This is a genomic window from Micromonospora sp. DT48 (assembly GCF_049844495.1).
Taxonomy (GTDB): Bacteria; Actinomycetota; Actinomycetes; order Mycobacteriales; family Micromonosporaceae; genus Micromonospora.
In genome coordinates, this window is record NZ_JBNCLE010000007.1 from 15,737 (window position 1) to 28,832 (window position 13,096).

The following is a 13,096-nucleotide window of genomic DNA, read 5'->3' on the forward strand; positions in this document are numbered from 1 at the left end:
CGGCGGTCACGGGGCGCACCGGTGCGCCCGGTCCAGCTGCCCGACGATGGCCGCCGCGCAGGCCATCCGGAGCCCGTCCGCACGGCCGGTGGTCAGGGCGGAGGTGACGGTGTCCACCAGATGCTGACCCTCCTCGCCTCGCCGCACCCACACCACCACCTCGCCGTGCGGGCGGGTGCGCGGCGGCAGATTCCGCTCGCCCTCGTGGGCGTACGCACGCCAGATTCTGCCGACATCGACCGGCGGCGTCGAGCAGGCCCCGTGCGGACCGGGCCGGGCGGGGGATGCCAGCATGGCCGCATGGATATCTACGAGGACGAGCGGACGGTGTCCCGGACGGACCTGGCCGCGTGGCTGCGTCAGGTGGCGAGCCAGCTGGAGAGCGGGCAGGTCTTCTACGGCGCCGCCGGGGCGATCACCGTCGCCGATGAGGTGCGCTGCGAACTGGAGATCGAGCAGGAGGGCGCCGACGAGTTCTCGATCGAGATCGAGTTCTCCTGGGTGAACCCGAAGGCCGAGCCGGTCAAGGCCGAGCCGGTCACGGCCGCGGCGGCCGGGGCCGACGGGGCAGACGAGACGGCTGGCTCGACCGGCGATTGACGAGGCACGCGGGCCCGCATCGGGTCGGGCCCGCTACCCGGATGTCGAGGCTGATCCGGGTCAGCGCAACCGGCCGTGCCCACGGAACCAGTCCCGGGAGACCCGGCTGTTGAGGGCCAGGACCACCCCGGCCAGCAGGCCCAGACCGACGATCGTGATCGCGCCGAAGAGGCCCAGCGAGGCGGCGGCCAGCAGACCCGCCAGGGCGTACGCCGGATAGGGCGCCCAGCGGCGGCGGGCGGCCAGACTGATCGCGACCAGCGTGCACGCGGCGGTCATCACGGCGAAGAAGGCGACGGCGCCCAGCGAACCGGTCGAGCTCAGCAGCCGGTGCACCGTCGCGAGGGCGAACAGCAGTGACAGTAGGGCGAAGGCGAGCACGGTGGCCCGTACCGGGGTCGGCGTCGTCGGGGGTCGGAGCATGTCCCCGTAGCCGCCGCCGGATGCGCGTACGACCATAGAGACAACGATGAGCGTCGACATCTCGCGGGGTGTGCCACTGTCGGCAACGCGACAGCACTCTAAGCTTCGCCCATGGCGAGGTACTTCGACGTGCACCCGGACAACCCGCAGCCGCGCATCATCGGCCAGGTGGTCGACATCGTCCGTGCGGGCGGGTTGATCGCGTACCCCACGGATTCCTGCTTCGCCCTGGGCAGCCAGTTGGGCGACAAGGACGGGATGGACCGGATCCGGGCGATCCGCGACCTCGACAGCGGCCACCACTTCACGCTGATGTGCCGCGACTTCGCCCAGCTCGGGCAGTTCGTGCACCTGGACAACGCGGTGTTCCGGGCGGTGAAGGCGGCCACCCCGGGCCGCTACACCTTCATCCTGCCCGCCACCAAGGAGGTGCCCCGACGGCTGTGGCACCCCCGCAAGAAGACCGTCGGGGTACGCATACCCGCCCATCCGGTCACCCGCGCGTTGCTCGACGCGCTCGGCGAGCCGCTGCTGTCGAGCACCCTGCTGCTGCCCGACGACGAGGAGCCGATGACCCAGGGCTGGGAGATCAAGGAGCGCCTCGACCACGCCGTCGACGCGGTGGTCGACGCGGGCGACTGCGGCACCGAACCGACCACCGTGGTCGACTTCTCCGACGGTGGGCCGGAGATCGTCCGGGTGGGCGCCGGTGACCCGTCCCGGTTCGCCTGACCCCTCCGATCGACCGACCCGAGGAACAGTCCCGGGCCCGTGTCGCGCTCGCCCGGCTGGGCGCGCCGGTCGACGCGTGACGACCGCTTTCGCTGCCTCCGACGAAAGTTCGGTACGAAGCTCTGAAACCATCGACGTCGCTGATGGTAAGGGCTACGCTCCCTGGCAACAGCCGTCGATGCGAGGGGTGCCATGTCCCGCCGAACCGGAAAGCCCTCCTATCTGCTCGCCCCGCCAGCCCAACGGAACCGGGCGAGGGCACCGATGGTGGCTGCCGTGGCGGCGGTCCTGGTGGCGGCGCTGCTCGGCGGCGTGGTCGGGTACGCCCTCGGTCGGCCCGACCCGATCGAGGCGAGCGTGGCGCAACTGCGTCAAGCCGACGCCGAGCGGGACGCCCGGCAGATCGTCGAGCTGACCGAGTTGGCCCACCGGACGGGCGAGCAGCTCGCGCCGATCGTCCGAGGCCTCCGGCAGGACGCCGAGGCGGGGCGGGTGCCCGACCGGGCGCAGGTCGACGCCTGGCAGCAGACCATGCGGCAACTGGCCGCTCAGTTCGCCGACCCGCCGTCGGGTATGACCGCCACCAACGTGGCCCGTGGCGGCCTGCGCGGTGCCGTCGACCAGGCGGCCGTCGCGGTCGACTCGGTCGCTCTCGCGCTGGCCGGTCCGCCCGCCGGGCGTACCGAACTGATGACGCTGGCGGCGCGGCAGGCGACTCTCGCCGCCAGCACGTGGTCGGTCGCCGCGACCCAGCTCGACCAGATCAACGTCGACGCCGGACACGGCCACCAGCACGTGCACCTCGACGTGGGCGACGTGGAGGGCGCGCTCGGGCCGGACGGCTCGGCCGAGGGCACCGGCGGCTGACCCTCCTCACCGGTTCCGACCGCCCGTCCGCACCCGGGCTCGCGGTACTCGCCGCCGGGGATGACCGCCGCCGCATGGCGACGGCGGTCAATGCCGATCAGGCAACTCGATGGCAGCCGTCGCGGTCCGGGGATCGCGCTTACCTCGACCTCGACACTTGCGAATCGGTATCGCATCCGATGCATAATGGGCAACGGGCTGAGCGCGTCGGGGCAACGACCAAAGTGATCTGCCAACTCCAATGGAGGCACCTCCATGGCATTGATTCCGGCGGCTGGTGCAGGTTGTAGCGGGCCGTCGACCCCGCCGTCACGAGTTGAGGCCCCGCGAACTGTCAATTCCGAGGTGGAGTGGGACGGCTTCGACCCGCGTGCCTACCTCCAGCACAACTACTCCGTCCTGCGGGACGATGATCGCGAGATTCTCTGTCGGATAAGAGACTTTTTCGCGGAGGCTGCGATTGCCGACGTGCACTGTGTCGATGTGGGATCGGGGGCGAACCTCTACCCGGCGCTGTCCCTTCTGCCATTCGCCCGCAGCGTGGAACTCTGCGAATATTCCACGGCTAATGTGCACTGGTTGCGGCACCAGATCAGCGGCTATGACGAGTGCTGGGACGCGTACTGGCAGGTGTGTGCCGAACACGCCGCGTACGCCGCGCTGGCCGATCCCCGTGGTCACCTGGCCAGGGTGGGTCGGGTGCTGCAACTGAGCGTCTTCGACCTGCCCAGGAGGGCCTGGGGCGCGGGCACCATGTTCTTCGTGGCCTGTTCGATCTCGGCCGACCGGGCCGAGGCGGAGCACGCCATCGGCCGGTTCCTGGGCGCGCTACAGCCCGGTTCGCCGTTCGCCGCGGCGTTCATGCTCGGCTCGAACGGCTACCGCGTGGGGCAGTCCTGGTTCCCGGCCGTGCGACTACAGCGCGCGGAGGTGGTGGCGAGCATCGCCGCCGGAGCGTACGACGTGAACATGCACGAGGTTCGGCCGACGCCGGCGCTACGGGACGGATACCTGGGCATGTTGCTGGTGACCGGACGTAGTCGCGGCTGACCTCCCACATTGTCCCCGCCGTATCCCCACAGCGCTCTCAGCAGGACGGTTGGGTCGTCCGGTTTCTCCGGAAGATCGGTACGCACGGGCGTTCAGGTCACGCTCCGACAGGGATACGATGACGGGTGCGGGTCATCATGGATCGCCATGAGCCAGGCAACATCAGCAGCTCCGTTTCGACGACTACAGCAGACGGTGGTGGATCATGCGGATGCAGCCGCGCCAGGAGATTCTCGATATCTGGCGGGCCACGGTCCGTAGCTGCATACGCAACGGCGATTGGGAGTGGGGTGGCCGCAGCGGGTCCAATTCCATCAGCGACGCCGAGCAACTGCTGACGTTGCTGCTGCCGGCGACCAAGATCCCGGTGCTCGCACTCGACGATCCGGACCGCATCGATGAGGAGGTCATCGACGCCCTCGGCGCGATCGGCGGGGCGATAGAGATTCCCCGGCGGCTGGTCAGGATCATGACCGATTACTTCGTCCGCTACACCGACGAGAACGGCTCGCCGACCTTCGGTGGCGGCACCTATCTCAGCCCGGTCGCGGGCGGTCCGGACCTCACCGAGGAACAGCGCAACATGGACGTGGTCGACTCCTTCGCGGTGTCGGTCACGCTGACCCTGGCCACCATCGGTTTCGTCAAGATCTACCGCCCCTCCACCAAGCGGGCCGACCTGCGCGCCCAGCTGGACAAGCTGGAACAGATGGCCAGTCTTCGGCTGACCGCGGCCATGGTCGGTCTGCTCCGCAGCTTCAGTACCTCGGTCTTCGCGGCCACCGACGAGTTCGGCATCCGGCTGTGCGACATGGTCAACCAGGACGAGTTACCGCGCCGGGAGGTGGTGGCCGCACTGCGCTCCGAGCTGCGGGACACCATGGCGAGCCTGCGTAACGTCGTGGTCGGATCCGGTCAGGTCACCGAGGACCTGGACAACAGCGAGATGCTTTTCGAGTGCGGCTGGTCGTGGGGGACCATCGCCGGCGCCGAGGAGGTCGCGACGACCGAGCCGATCGGCCCGCAACGCGAGGGCTCGGCGGAGAACGCCCCCTACCTCTACTTCACCGTCATCGCGGTGGACGCCATCGACGACCTTAACTCCGAACGGACCCGTCTGCTCGGCCTGCTCAACGAGGAACAGCAACGACTGTTCCGGATCCTGCAACTGCGCTGGGAGCTGACCCGGCGCTACTGGGCGACGGTGGCGACGTTCGGCAACCGACGCCGGTGGCCGATCGAGGACATTCCCTGGCGTACCACCGACGGCGACCGGACCGACTACTACACCTTGCAGGCCACCTCGCTGGCGGTGAAGGGTCTGGTCGCCAGCGGGCGCGGCGGCGACGAGGAGTTCGGACGGATCGGCAACGTGCTGGTGGAGTTGGCCCAGCGCGGCCGGATCACCCGACGCGCCACGCCCAACGAAGCCGCGTTGGTCGTGCACGCCCCGGGAAAACAGGTGACCCTCAACGACGCCTCGTCGAAGCCGATCATGACGTGGAACGTCAACGAGTTCTCCACCGTGTTGCTCCAGCGGGCCACCACCCTCGCCGGTCTGCTGAACAATGCCCGGCGGCGCAGCGAGATGCTCGAGCTCGCGGACGAGGTGTGGGAACACCTCCTGCGGCGGCGCATTCCGGAAGGCCGGCACCAGGGGCTGTGGGATCACGCCGGAGGCGCGTTCCCCGGGCTGGCGCCACTGCCCGAGGCGCCCTCCTGGTACCTGAGCGAGCGGGTCGTGCAGGCCCTGGTCAACGCCGGTCAACTGCTCTGGGAACGTCCGTTCCCCCGCGCCCTGAACCTCTCCGCGTTCGCCCAGGACCTCATCGACGAGGCCGAGTACGTGTTCGACCGTGAGTTGATGAGCGGCACCTTCGCCGGTGAGGCGATGCAGCGCAGTATGCGCAGCATCCGGGCGACGCTGCGCCGCGCCCAGTCACTGGTGGACAACCAGCCGGGCACGGCCGCGGCGCTGGCGAGCACCCTGCTGCTCCAGCTCAACGACATCACCACCGGCCAACAGAAGGCCAGCGAGGGGATCTGAATGCTGGTCTTCGTCACGTCGCACAAGGGTGGCACCGGGCGCTCGGTGACCGCGGCGAACATCGCCTACCGCAGTGCGCTCTCCGGCCGCTCCACCTGCTACCTGGACTACGACTTCGGCTCGCCGACGGCCGGGATCACGTTCCAGATCCCCCAGGCGACCAACGGCATCGAGGGCGCCGGCCCGAACGGCGGCGGCCTCCACCGCTACCTGCGGGGTGAGATCCCGTCACCGGAACAGCTGGACGTGTGGGGCACCTCGGAACGGGTCAGCCTGCGCCAGCGGCCGACCGGCTCGGGCTCGCTGGTGCTGCTGCCCGGCCAGCGCAACGGCAGCGAGTTCGGCTTCACCGACGACATCGGCCGCCGCTGCGCCGAGCTGTTCCTCCGACTGGAGGAGGAGTTCGACCTGACCCTGGTGGATCTGAGCGCCGGCCGGTCGTACGCCAGCCAGATCGCGTTGGCGGCCACCGCCAACCGGACGCTGCGCAAGGTGACCGTGCGGTGGCTGGTGTTCCACCGCTGGACGCCGCAGCACGTGATGGCGGCGGCGGACCTCGCCTTCGAGTCCGGCGGGATCCTGGCCATGGGCAAGGAGTACGGCCACGAGCCGGACCGGCTACGGGAGTCACTGCGGTTCGTACGGACCGCGGTGATCGATTCACGCGGCCCTGAGGTGGGCCATCTCGATCTGGCGCAGCAGGCGTTCCTGCGTAGGTGTGACGCGGAACTGGCGGAACTCGCCCGTAGGCGGGGGACCGGCCGGACCACGCTGCTCGGTGCGGTGCCGTTGGACCCGCTGCTGCAGTGGCGCGAGCAGCTGATCTCGGACAACGACGTGCAGGCCAAGATCGCAAATGCCAGGACCGTGGATGCCTTCGTGGAGCTGACCGAGCGGCTCTTCGACGAGACCGCATGGGAGACCGTGTGATGAGCGTGGATGTCAGGTTCCAGGAGGCAGCCGCGGTGCGTCGTACGGAGAGCGTGCCGTACTCGCATCTGTCGGTGGAGTTGGGGCACGTCTACGCCGAGGACTTCGGCGACGGGTGCCGCGACCTTCGGCGCAAGTTCGCCCGGATCGCCGACTGGGCGCAGGCGATCCCGGCGCTGGCACGCCGTGGGCTGCGCCCGCACCGACAGCCCAGGATCAGCACGTGTTTCCTGGTCGACGACTACTTCCACCGGTTCGCCACCCCGCGTGAGGTGATCCCGCAGGTGCAGCAGGCCGCCGCGGAGCACGGGCTGGTGCTCGACTACGTGGCCCGCGAGTCGAGCTTCGCCCGCTACGACGACGTCGAACTGGCCCGGCTGGTGGTGGACACCCTGGTCGTCGAGCCGCCCCGGCACACCACGGGGAGTCGCCCGCCGCTGAGTGAGTCGGGCTGGCTGTCCAACGGCAAGCGTACGCCGGGGCACGCGGACGCGCCCGCGATGACAATGCCCGTGCCCTGGTCGCCGCCGTTGCAGTCGGGCGACGCGCAGCACTCCATCTTCGTCGACATCGAACTGTGGTCCGATGAGCCGGGTCGCCGGGTGTGGGCCTGTGCGCTGCTCGCCTCGGTGTGGCAGATGACCCGGCTGGGCGTGCTGCGGCACCGGGGGCAGACGATCACCCAGCCGTACCGGCTGCCGCCCGACGAGCCGCTGCCGACCGACTGGGACCGCCTGCCGGCGATCGTCCAGTTGAACCCGGACGCCACGCCGTTCTGCGGGTACCGCACCGTGACGCTGATGGACACCCGCTACCTTCCGGTCGAGTTGGCCGTGCGGACCATCCTCGGGCAGGTGGCGGTGCCACCGGCGGTTGCGCGCCAGGTCGCCAAACGGGCCAGCAGTGAGGGCCTGGAACTCCCCGACGAACTGGTCGACCGGTTGAGCTACGTGTTCATCGGGGAGTGAGGCGGTCGCCGGTCACCCGTGTGGCGTCTGTGCCCCACGGCCGCCCCGGCGGCTGCCGGCGGTGGAGAGCGGCTCGCCCATCGTGGTGTGCCCGCACGGCTGGCTGACCGCCGCCCGACCGGCCAGGTCACGCAGGATGGCCATGTTGCCGACGGTGATCTGGTCACGGATCCAGTTGACCGACGACTGCCACTGCCGGCTGAACCCGGGCACCTGCTCCAACTGGTCCCAGATCGGGCGCAGCCGCGGGTCGACCCGGGCCCCCGGAAGCCACAGGTGCAGCAGGTGCTCCAACACCGGCCGCAGCCGTTCGATGTGCTCCTGGGTGGAGCCGGCGCGGGTCACCGCGGCCTCGACCAGCGCCGACAGCATGGTGAGCAGCCAGTCGTGCAGGGCTAGGTCCTCGCAGAGGCCGGCGACCGCCGCCGGCACGTCCTGCGGGCTGACCGTGAGGCGTACGGTGCGCAGCGTCGGGGAGTCCACCGCGACGTCGGCGGTGGCGTTCTCGCCCGGCTGCTCGTGCACCCGTGCGGTCCACCGCAGCCGGGTACGGGCCGCCCGCAGTGGAGGGCGGCGGTCCAGCAGGTCGGACATCTGCACACTGTCGAGCACCCGGCCGGTGATCGCGTCCAGGTTCAGCACGTCGGCGGCGTTGCCGTGCAGGAAACCGTTCGTCAGATCGTCGACGTCCAGTTTGCCGACCGTCTCCAGCACTCCCGGGTTGGCCAGGTAGTGCGACCACGGCCGGCGGCGCTCCCCGGCGACGACCTGGATGATGGAGGATGCCTGCACGATCCGGCCGCCGGTGATGACCGCCCGGGTCACCACCGCGCCCACCGCGCGCAGTTGGCGGTTCTTCGCGCTCGGTAACCAGCAGTCGACACCGGTACGCACGTCGGGCGACACCGCGTACAGCGACGGGCGTCGCGAGGTCAACACGGCTTCGCCCTCGACCAGGCTGAGCACCTCGGCGCTCTGGTCCTGTGCCAGCGCCGTGCTGTGCTGCAGCAGGCTGGTGTGCACCTCGCCCACCGTGAGCATGGTTCCTCCGCATCGGCACCACGGGGGACACCGGCAGGCATGGGCCTTCGGCCGGTGACCGGACCGAATCCGTCCCGCGGTCATCATAGGCCCATCCGGTGTGGGAAAGCCGATATGCGCGCGGGGTGCGGGGATCACGGGGCGTATGGATGTGACAACGGCTGTTATTTTTAGGAATGCGGTCGCCAGCCACCCCTGGAGTTTGCCGTCGATGAAGGTCTACATTTCAGCCACCCAAAAGGACCTGCTGGAATATCGTGCGGCCGTGCACGCGGTGGCACGTCGCCTGGAGATCGAAGACGTCGCCATGGAGGCGTACGGGGCCGACGTCCGCCCGCCGCTGGAACGCTGTTTGGCCGATGTGCGCCGGTGTGATCTGTATGTGGGTCTTTTCGCCTGGCGCTACGGCTACCGGCCGCCCGGCCAGGAATCGTCCATCACGGAGCTGGAGTATCGTGCCGCGCTCGCGGCCGGCAAGCCGTGCCTGATCTTCCTGCTCGCCGAGGACACGCCCTGGCCGGTGGACATGATCGACCGTGACGACGACTGGCAACAGGTCGTGGCCCTGCGCAACGAGCTGAAGGAGCGCCACCTCTGCGCCTTTTTCTCCAGCGTGGACGACCTGTCCGCGAAGGTCACCGTGGCGTTGGCCGACATGCGCAGCGGTCGGTCACCGGCGCGTGAGCCCGGCGACCCCGACACGCACCTGCCGGAAGCGGTCCGCAGCCAGTACCACAAGCAGCTCCGGCTGCGCTACCAGGCGGTGCCGCTGGACGCGGTGGCGCCACGACCCACCATCGGCTACCTCACCGTCGGTCTGTCCAACGTGTTCGTAGAGCCGAGGGTGCACGAGGACGCCCGCCCGGAGATGCCGCTGGCCTGGTGGCGCTGGGCGGGATCAGGGCCGGACGGTGACGGCGGCGCGCTGCCCGGTGTGGTGGACCCGAGGGACGTGGAACGGCTCTGGGAGGAGTACGCCGCCAAGCAGGCGTCGGCACTGTTCGACGTGGTCTGCGACCCGGCCCGGCGGGCCATCGTGCTGCTCGGCGATCCCGGCTCCGGCAAGTCGGCGGCCGCTCGGTACCTCGCCCTCGCGTTGGCCGGGGTCTGCGAGGAGCCGCGCCTGGCGGCGCTGGACGGTCACCTGCCGGTCCTGATCGAGTTGCGGTCCTACGCGGCGCATAGTGGTGACGGCCGGTGCGACGGTCTGCTGGACTACGTCGGTCACCGGCACCAGCAGGGCCTGGCCGGGCTCGATCGGGAGGTGCTGGAGGCGTACCTGCGGCAGGGCGGCCAGGCGCTGTTCCTCTTCGACGGCCTGGACGAGGTCTTCGACTCGGCGCAACGCGAGGAGACGGCCGCCCAGATCGCCACCTTCGCCAACGAGTACCCCGGGGTGCGTACGGTGGTCACCTCGCGGGCGGCCGGCTATCTGCGACACACCTTCGCCAACGCCGGTTTCGACCACTTCACGCTGGAGGATCTCGACGACGAGCGGATCGCCCGGTTCCTCGGCAACTGGTACGAGTACGTGATGCCGACCCCGTCGGTCGAGGCGGACCGGCAGCGGCGGCAGATCCTCGACGTGGTGCGGCAGTCGCGGGCGATGCACGAGATCGCCGGTAACCCGTTGCTGCTGATGCTCATGGCGATCGTCGGCCGGGACCGCCCGCTGCCCAGAAACCGTCGGTGGCTCTACGCGCACGTCACGGACGTGCTGATCTCGGAATGGGACGTGACCAAGCAACTGCGGGAGAGCCACGGCGACGTGCCGCCGCTGGATCCGCAGGCGAAGCTGCGACTGCTGCGTCACCTGGCGTTCTGGATGCAGTGCCGGGAGTCGGGGCCGGCCGGCAATTACATCGAGGCAGATGAACTGTCGCGCATCTTCCGTGACCACCTGGTGGAGTTCTACGGTTTCGAGAACGAACGCGCGCACGCCATGGCGTACTCGATGATCGACAAACTACGCCAGCGCAGCTTCATCCTGGAACGGTACGGGCTGCGGCTGTTCGGGTTCGTGCATCGTACGTTTCTGGAGTACTTCTGTGCCGAGGAGATCGTGGACAGGTTTGATCCCGACTCGGACAGCTGGGGGATCGACCAACTGCGTGCGCTGTTCCGCGAGCACTGGGCGGATCCGTCCTGGCGGGAGGTGCTGCGGCTGGTCGCCAGCGCCCTACCCGCCGAGGTCGCCAACGATCTGGTCACCCTGCTGGCCACCGAGGTCAACCGGCCCTGGCCACCGCTGAACCTGCCCAGCCCACCGTGGAACCTGGTGCTGGCCGCACAGTGTGTGGCGGACGCGCCGCAGCCGGCGGGGCTGGCCGGTGCCGGTGAGGCGGTGCTGCGCCAGGTGGTGCTGCTGGTCGAGCACGGCATGTCCGCCGACGACCCGAACCTCGTCGAGGTCACCGAGCAGGAGCTGCTCTCCTCGATCCGGGCACTCGGACCGCAGTGGCCCGGCCGGGCCGTCTTCCTGCACTGGTACCGCCGCCGGGGGGTGCGCACCAGTTGGCGCTCCGGTTCGACCTTCGCCACCCGCGCGGCTGCCGCGCTGTCCACCGCCGACGAGCAGCTGGAGGAGGTGCTGGTCCGGGAACTCGGGCAGGGCCACGAGCGGCAGGCGCGGATCGCGCTGGTCGCCGGCCTGGCCGAGGCCGCCAGGCGGTTGGACACCACCGGCCGCAGCCGACGACACTGCCAGGAACTGCTGCTCGCCCAGGCGCGGGCGGAAGGATCGACAGCGGTGCGGCAGGCCGCGGTGCGCGCCCTGGTCGCCAACTTCGGCACCGGCGGCGACCTGGTCGAGGTGCTGCGCGACCTGGCCGAATCCCCCGACGCGGCGGTCCGCGCCCTGGCGATGCAGTCCCTCAACGGGCGGCCCGAGTTGACCGATGACGTCCGAGCGCTGCTGACGCGCGCCACGGAGGACCGCGACACCGGCGTGCGGCGGGCCGCGGTGACGGTGCTCGCCACCCGCTGCCCGAACCTGCCCGACGTCACCGAGACGCTGCACCGCCGGCTGGCCACCGACACCGATCCCGGTGTCGTGCAGGCCGCGTTGCGGTGCCTGCTCACCCTTCCCGGACACAGTGAGGCGGCTCGTGGGCGGGCCCTGTCGCGGATCGCCGGTGACTCCCAGGACGAGGTGCGGCGCTGCCTGGTGTGCGAACTGCTCCCCGGCCAGGGCGGCACGGACGGCACCGAGCTGTTGCTGAAACTGGCCGGTTCGGATGCCTCGGCGCGGGTGCGCGCGGTCGCGGTGCAACGACTGGTGCTGGTCAACGACCCGGACGGCAGGTGCCGGGACCGGCTGGTGGACCGGATCGAGCAGGACGAGGACGCCTCGGTGCGAGCGGCGGCGGTGACGGCGCTGACCGACCGCTACCGGGTGGACGACAGCGGCTGGGTGGTGGCTGCCCAGGCGGCGCGCACGGACGACGACGCGACGGTGCGGCTCGCCGCGGTCCGGGCGCTCGCCGAGGCGTACCCGGACCACCGCACCGGGGAACTGCTGCTCGAACGTGCCCGCCAGGATCCCACCGCCGGTGTCCGGCTCGCCGCCGTCGACCTGCTCACCGGTCGACCGCCGCTCGGGCACGCCGCCCGCGAACTGCTCATCAGCCGGGCCGCCCGGGAACGCGATCCGATCGTCCGGCTCCGCGTCACCCGAAGCCTGGCCCGCCTCGGTGATCCGCTCGACCCGGCCGTGGCGGAGTGTCTCGCCGAGCAGGTCCGCCGGGATCCCGACCCGAACGTGCTGCGCGTCGCCGCACAGGCGTTGGCCCGCGACGGTGGCACCGACGCGCTGGTGGAGACGTTGTCGCGGCGGGCCCGCCGGGACAGCTACGCGGGCATCCGGCTGGCCGCCGTGGAGACCCTCAGCGCGTACGGCGGCGCGGACGTGGTCACCGACGTGCTGTTGGAGTGCATCGGCTCGGACACCGATCCGGCGGCGTTCGACGCGGCGGTGTGCTGCCTGATCGAGCGGGGTGAGACCGCGATGGCCGTGACGTTGCGGTTGATGCGTCGGCTGGCCGATCGGGATCCGGCGATCCGGGCCCGCATCGCCGCCGCGCTCGGCGAGCATTTCGGCGACGACCCGGAGGTCCGGGTGCTGCTGGTGGGGCTGGTACGCGACGATCCGGCGCTGGAGGTGCGTCGCCGGGCCACCGAGCAGCTCGCGGCCAACCTGGCGGACCGGACCGGGGTGCGGGAGCTGTTGATGCGGTTGGTGGACGACGAGGACTGGGAGATCCGTCGTACCGCCCTGCTCGCGCTCGCCCGCCACTACGGCGAGGACACCCGGACCCGGCCGATACTCGTCCGGTTGGCCGGGCAGCCCGATCCCACCGTGCGGGGCCTCGCCGGGCAGTTGTTGGCGACGCTGCCCGGCACCGGCCCGGACGACTTCCCCTGACCGACAGCCCGACCG

General features: G+C 70.4%; 11 protein-coding genes. 8 read left to right on the plus strand and 3 right to left on the minus strand.

Annotated elements, in window-relative coordinates; genetic code table 11:
- Positions 1-6: 6 nt before the first annotated feature.
- Entirely contained in the window at positions 7-294 is a 288-nt protein-coding gene (locus ACLQ2S_RS08205; protein WP_155216675.1) for a hypothetical protein, read from the minus strand.
- Positions 295-300: 6 nt separating this feature from the next.
- Between ACLQ2S_RS08205 and ACLQ2S_RS08210 the strand changes: the two genes are divergently transcribed.
- Positions 301-600, plus strand: a complete 300-nt coding sequence (locus tag ACLQ2S_RS08210) for an amphi-Trp domain-containing protein (protein ID WP_155216673.1) — start codon at positions 301-303, stop codon at positions 598-600.
- A 60-nt stretch (positions 601-660) separates the two neighbouring features.
- Here the strand turns inward: ACLQ2S_RS08210 and ACLQ2S_RS08215 are convergent, their stop codons facing one another.
- Positions 661-1,059, minus strand: coding sequence for a hypothetical protein (locus ACLQ2S_RS08215; protein WP_155216671.1), 399 nt, complete (start codon positions 1,057-1,059; stop codon positions 661-663).
- Between the two features lie 75 nt (positions 1,060-1,134).
- Between ACLQ2S_RS08215 and ACLQ2S_RS08220 the strand changes: the two genes are divergently transcribed.
- The 6 genes from ACLQ2S_RS08220 (at position 1,135) to ACLQ2S_RS08245 (ending at position 7,617) form a co-directional block, all read left to right on the plus strand.
- On the plus strand, positions 1,135-1,755 hold the full coding sequence (locus ACLQ2S_RS08220) for an L-threonylcarbamoyladenylate synthase (protein ID WP_155216669.1): 621 nt from the start codon (positions 1,135-1,137) through the stop codon (positions 1,753-1,755).
- 276 nt (positions 1,756-2,031) lie between these two features.
- The gene (locus ACLQ2S_RS08225) at positions 2,032-2,622 is read left to right on the plus strand and encodes a hypothetical protein (protein WP_425701443.1); all 591 of its coding nucleotides are present in this window, start codon (positions 2,032-2,034) and stop codon (positions 2,620-2,622) included.
- 255 nt (positions 2,623-2,877) lie between these two features.
- Complete coding sequence (locus ACLQ2S_RS08230) at positions 2,878-3,672, plus strand: SCO2525 family SAM-dependent methyltransferase (protein ID WP_155216663.1); 795 nt, start codon at positions 2,878-2,880, stop codon at positions 3,670-3,672.
- A gap of 205 nt (positions 3,673-3,877) precedes the next feature.
- Positions 3,878-5,719 (plus strand): SCO2524 family protein, encoded by a 1,842-nt coding sequence (locus tag ACLQ2S_RS08235; protein ID WP_155216661.1) that lies wholly within the window; start codon positions 3,878-3,880, stop codon positions 5,717-5,719.
- Positions 5,720-6,649, plus strand: coding sequence for an SCO2523 family variant P-loop protein (locus tag ACLQ2S_RS08240; RefSeq protein WP_155216659.1), 930 nt, complete (start codon positions 5,720-5,722; stop codon positions 6,647-6,649).
- Positions 6,649-7,617 carry an SCO2522 family protein gene (locus ACLQ2S_RS08245; RefSeq protein WP_196222504.1) on the plus strand — a complete coding sequence of 323 codons (969 nt, stop codon included), beginning with the start codon at positions 6,649-6,651 and terminating at the stop codon, positions 7,615-7,617. The genes ACLQ2S_RS08240 and ACLQ2S_RS08245 overlap by 1 nt, the downstream gene beginning before the upstream one ends.
- Before the next feature lie 12 nt (positions 7,618-7,629).
- On the opposite strand, the gene ACLQ2S_RS08250 is transcribed toward ACLQ2S_RS08245, so the two are convergent.
- The gene (locus ACLQ2S_RS08250; protein ID WP_155216655.1) at positions 7,630-8,658 is read right to left on the minus strand and encodes an SCO2521 family protein; all 1,029 of its coding nucleotides are present in this window, start codon (positions 8,656-8,658) and stop codon (positions 7,630-7,632) included.
- Positions 8,659-8,869: 211 nt separating this feature from the next.
- Here ACLQ2S_RS08250 and ACLQ2S_RS08255 point away from each other — a divergent pair, with 211 nt between their 5' ends.
- The gene (locus ACLQ2S_RS08255) at positions 8,870-13,081 is read left to right on the plus strand and encodes a HEAT repeat domain-containing protein (RefSeq protein WP_196222503.1); all 4,212 of its coding nucleotides are present in this window, start codon (positions 8,870-8,872) and stop codon (positions 13,079-13,081) included.
- The last annotated feature ends 15 nt before the right edge of the window (positions 13,082-13,096 follow it).

Excerpts from the sequence above, each read along its gene's own strand:
- ACLQ2S_RS08205 (WP_155216675.1), bottom strand. The coding sequence starts at position 294 with ATGCTGGCATCCCCCGCCCGGCCCGGTCCGCACGGGGCCTGCTCGACG.
- ACLQ2S_RS08210 (WP_155216673.1), top strand. The coding sequence starts at position 301 with ATGGATATCTACGAGGACGAGCGGACGGTGTCCCGGACGGACCTGGCC.
- ACLQ2S_RS08215 (WP_155216671.1), bottom strand. The coding sequence starts at position 1,059 with ATGGTCGTACGCGCATCCGGCGGCGGCTACGGGGACATGCTCCGACCC.
- ACLQ2S_RS08220 (WP_155216669.1), top strand. The coding sequence starts at position 1,135 with ATGGCGAGGTACTTCGACGTGCACCCGGACAACCCGCAGCCGCGCATC.
- ACLQ2S_RS08230 (WP_155216663.1), top strand. The coding sequence starts at position 2,878 with ATGGCATTGATTCCGGCGGCTGGTGCAGGTTGTAGCGGGCCGTCGACC.
- ACLQ2S_RS08235 (WP_155216661.1), top strand. The coding sequence starts at position 3,878 with ATGCGGATGCAGCCGCGCCAGGAGATTCTCGATATCTGGCGGGCCACG.
- ACLQ2S_RS08240 (WP_155216659.1), top strand. The coding sequence starts at position 5,720 with ATGCTGGTCTTCGTCACGTCGCACAAGGGTGGCACCGGGCGCTCGGTG.
- ACLQ2S_RS08245 (WP_196222504.1), top strand. The coding sequence starts at position 6,649 with ATGAGCGTGGATGTCAGGTTCCAGGAGGCAGCCGCGGTGCGTCGTACG.
- ACLQ2S_RS08250 (WP_155216655.1), bottom strand. The coding sequence starts at position 8,658 with ATGCTCACGGTGGGCGAGGTGCACACCAGCCTGCTGCAGCACAGCACG.
- ACLQ2S_RS08255 (WP_196222503.1), top strand. The coding sequence starts at position 8,870 with ATGAAGGTCTACATTTCAGCCACCCAAAAGGACCTGCTGGAATATCGT.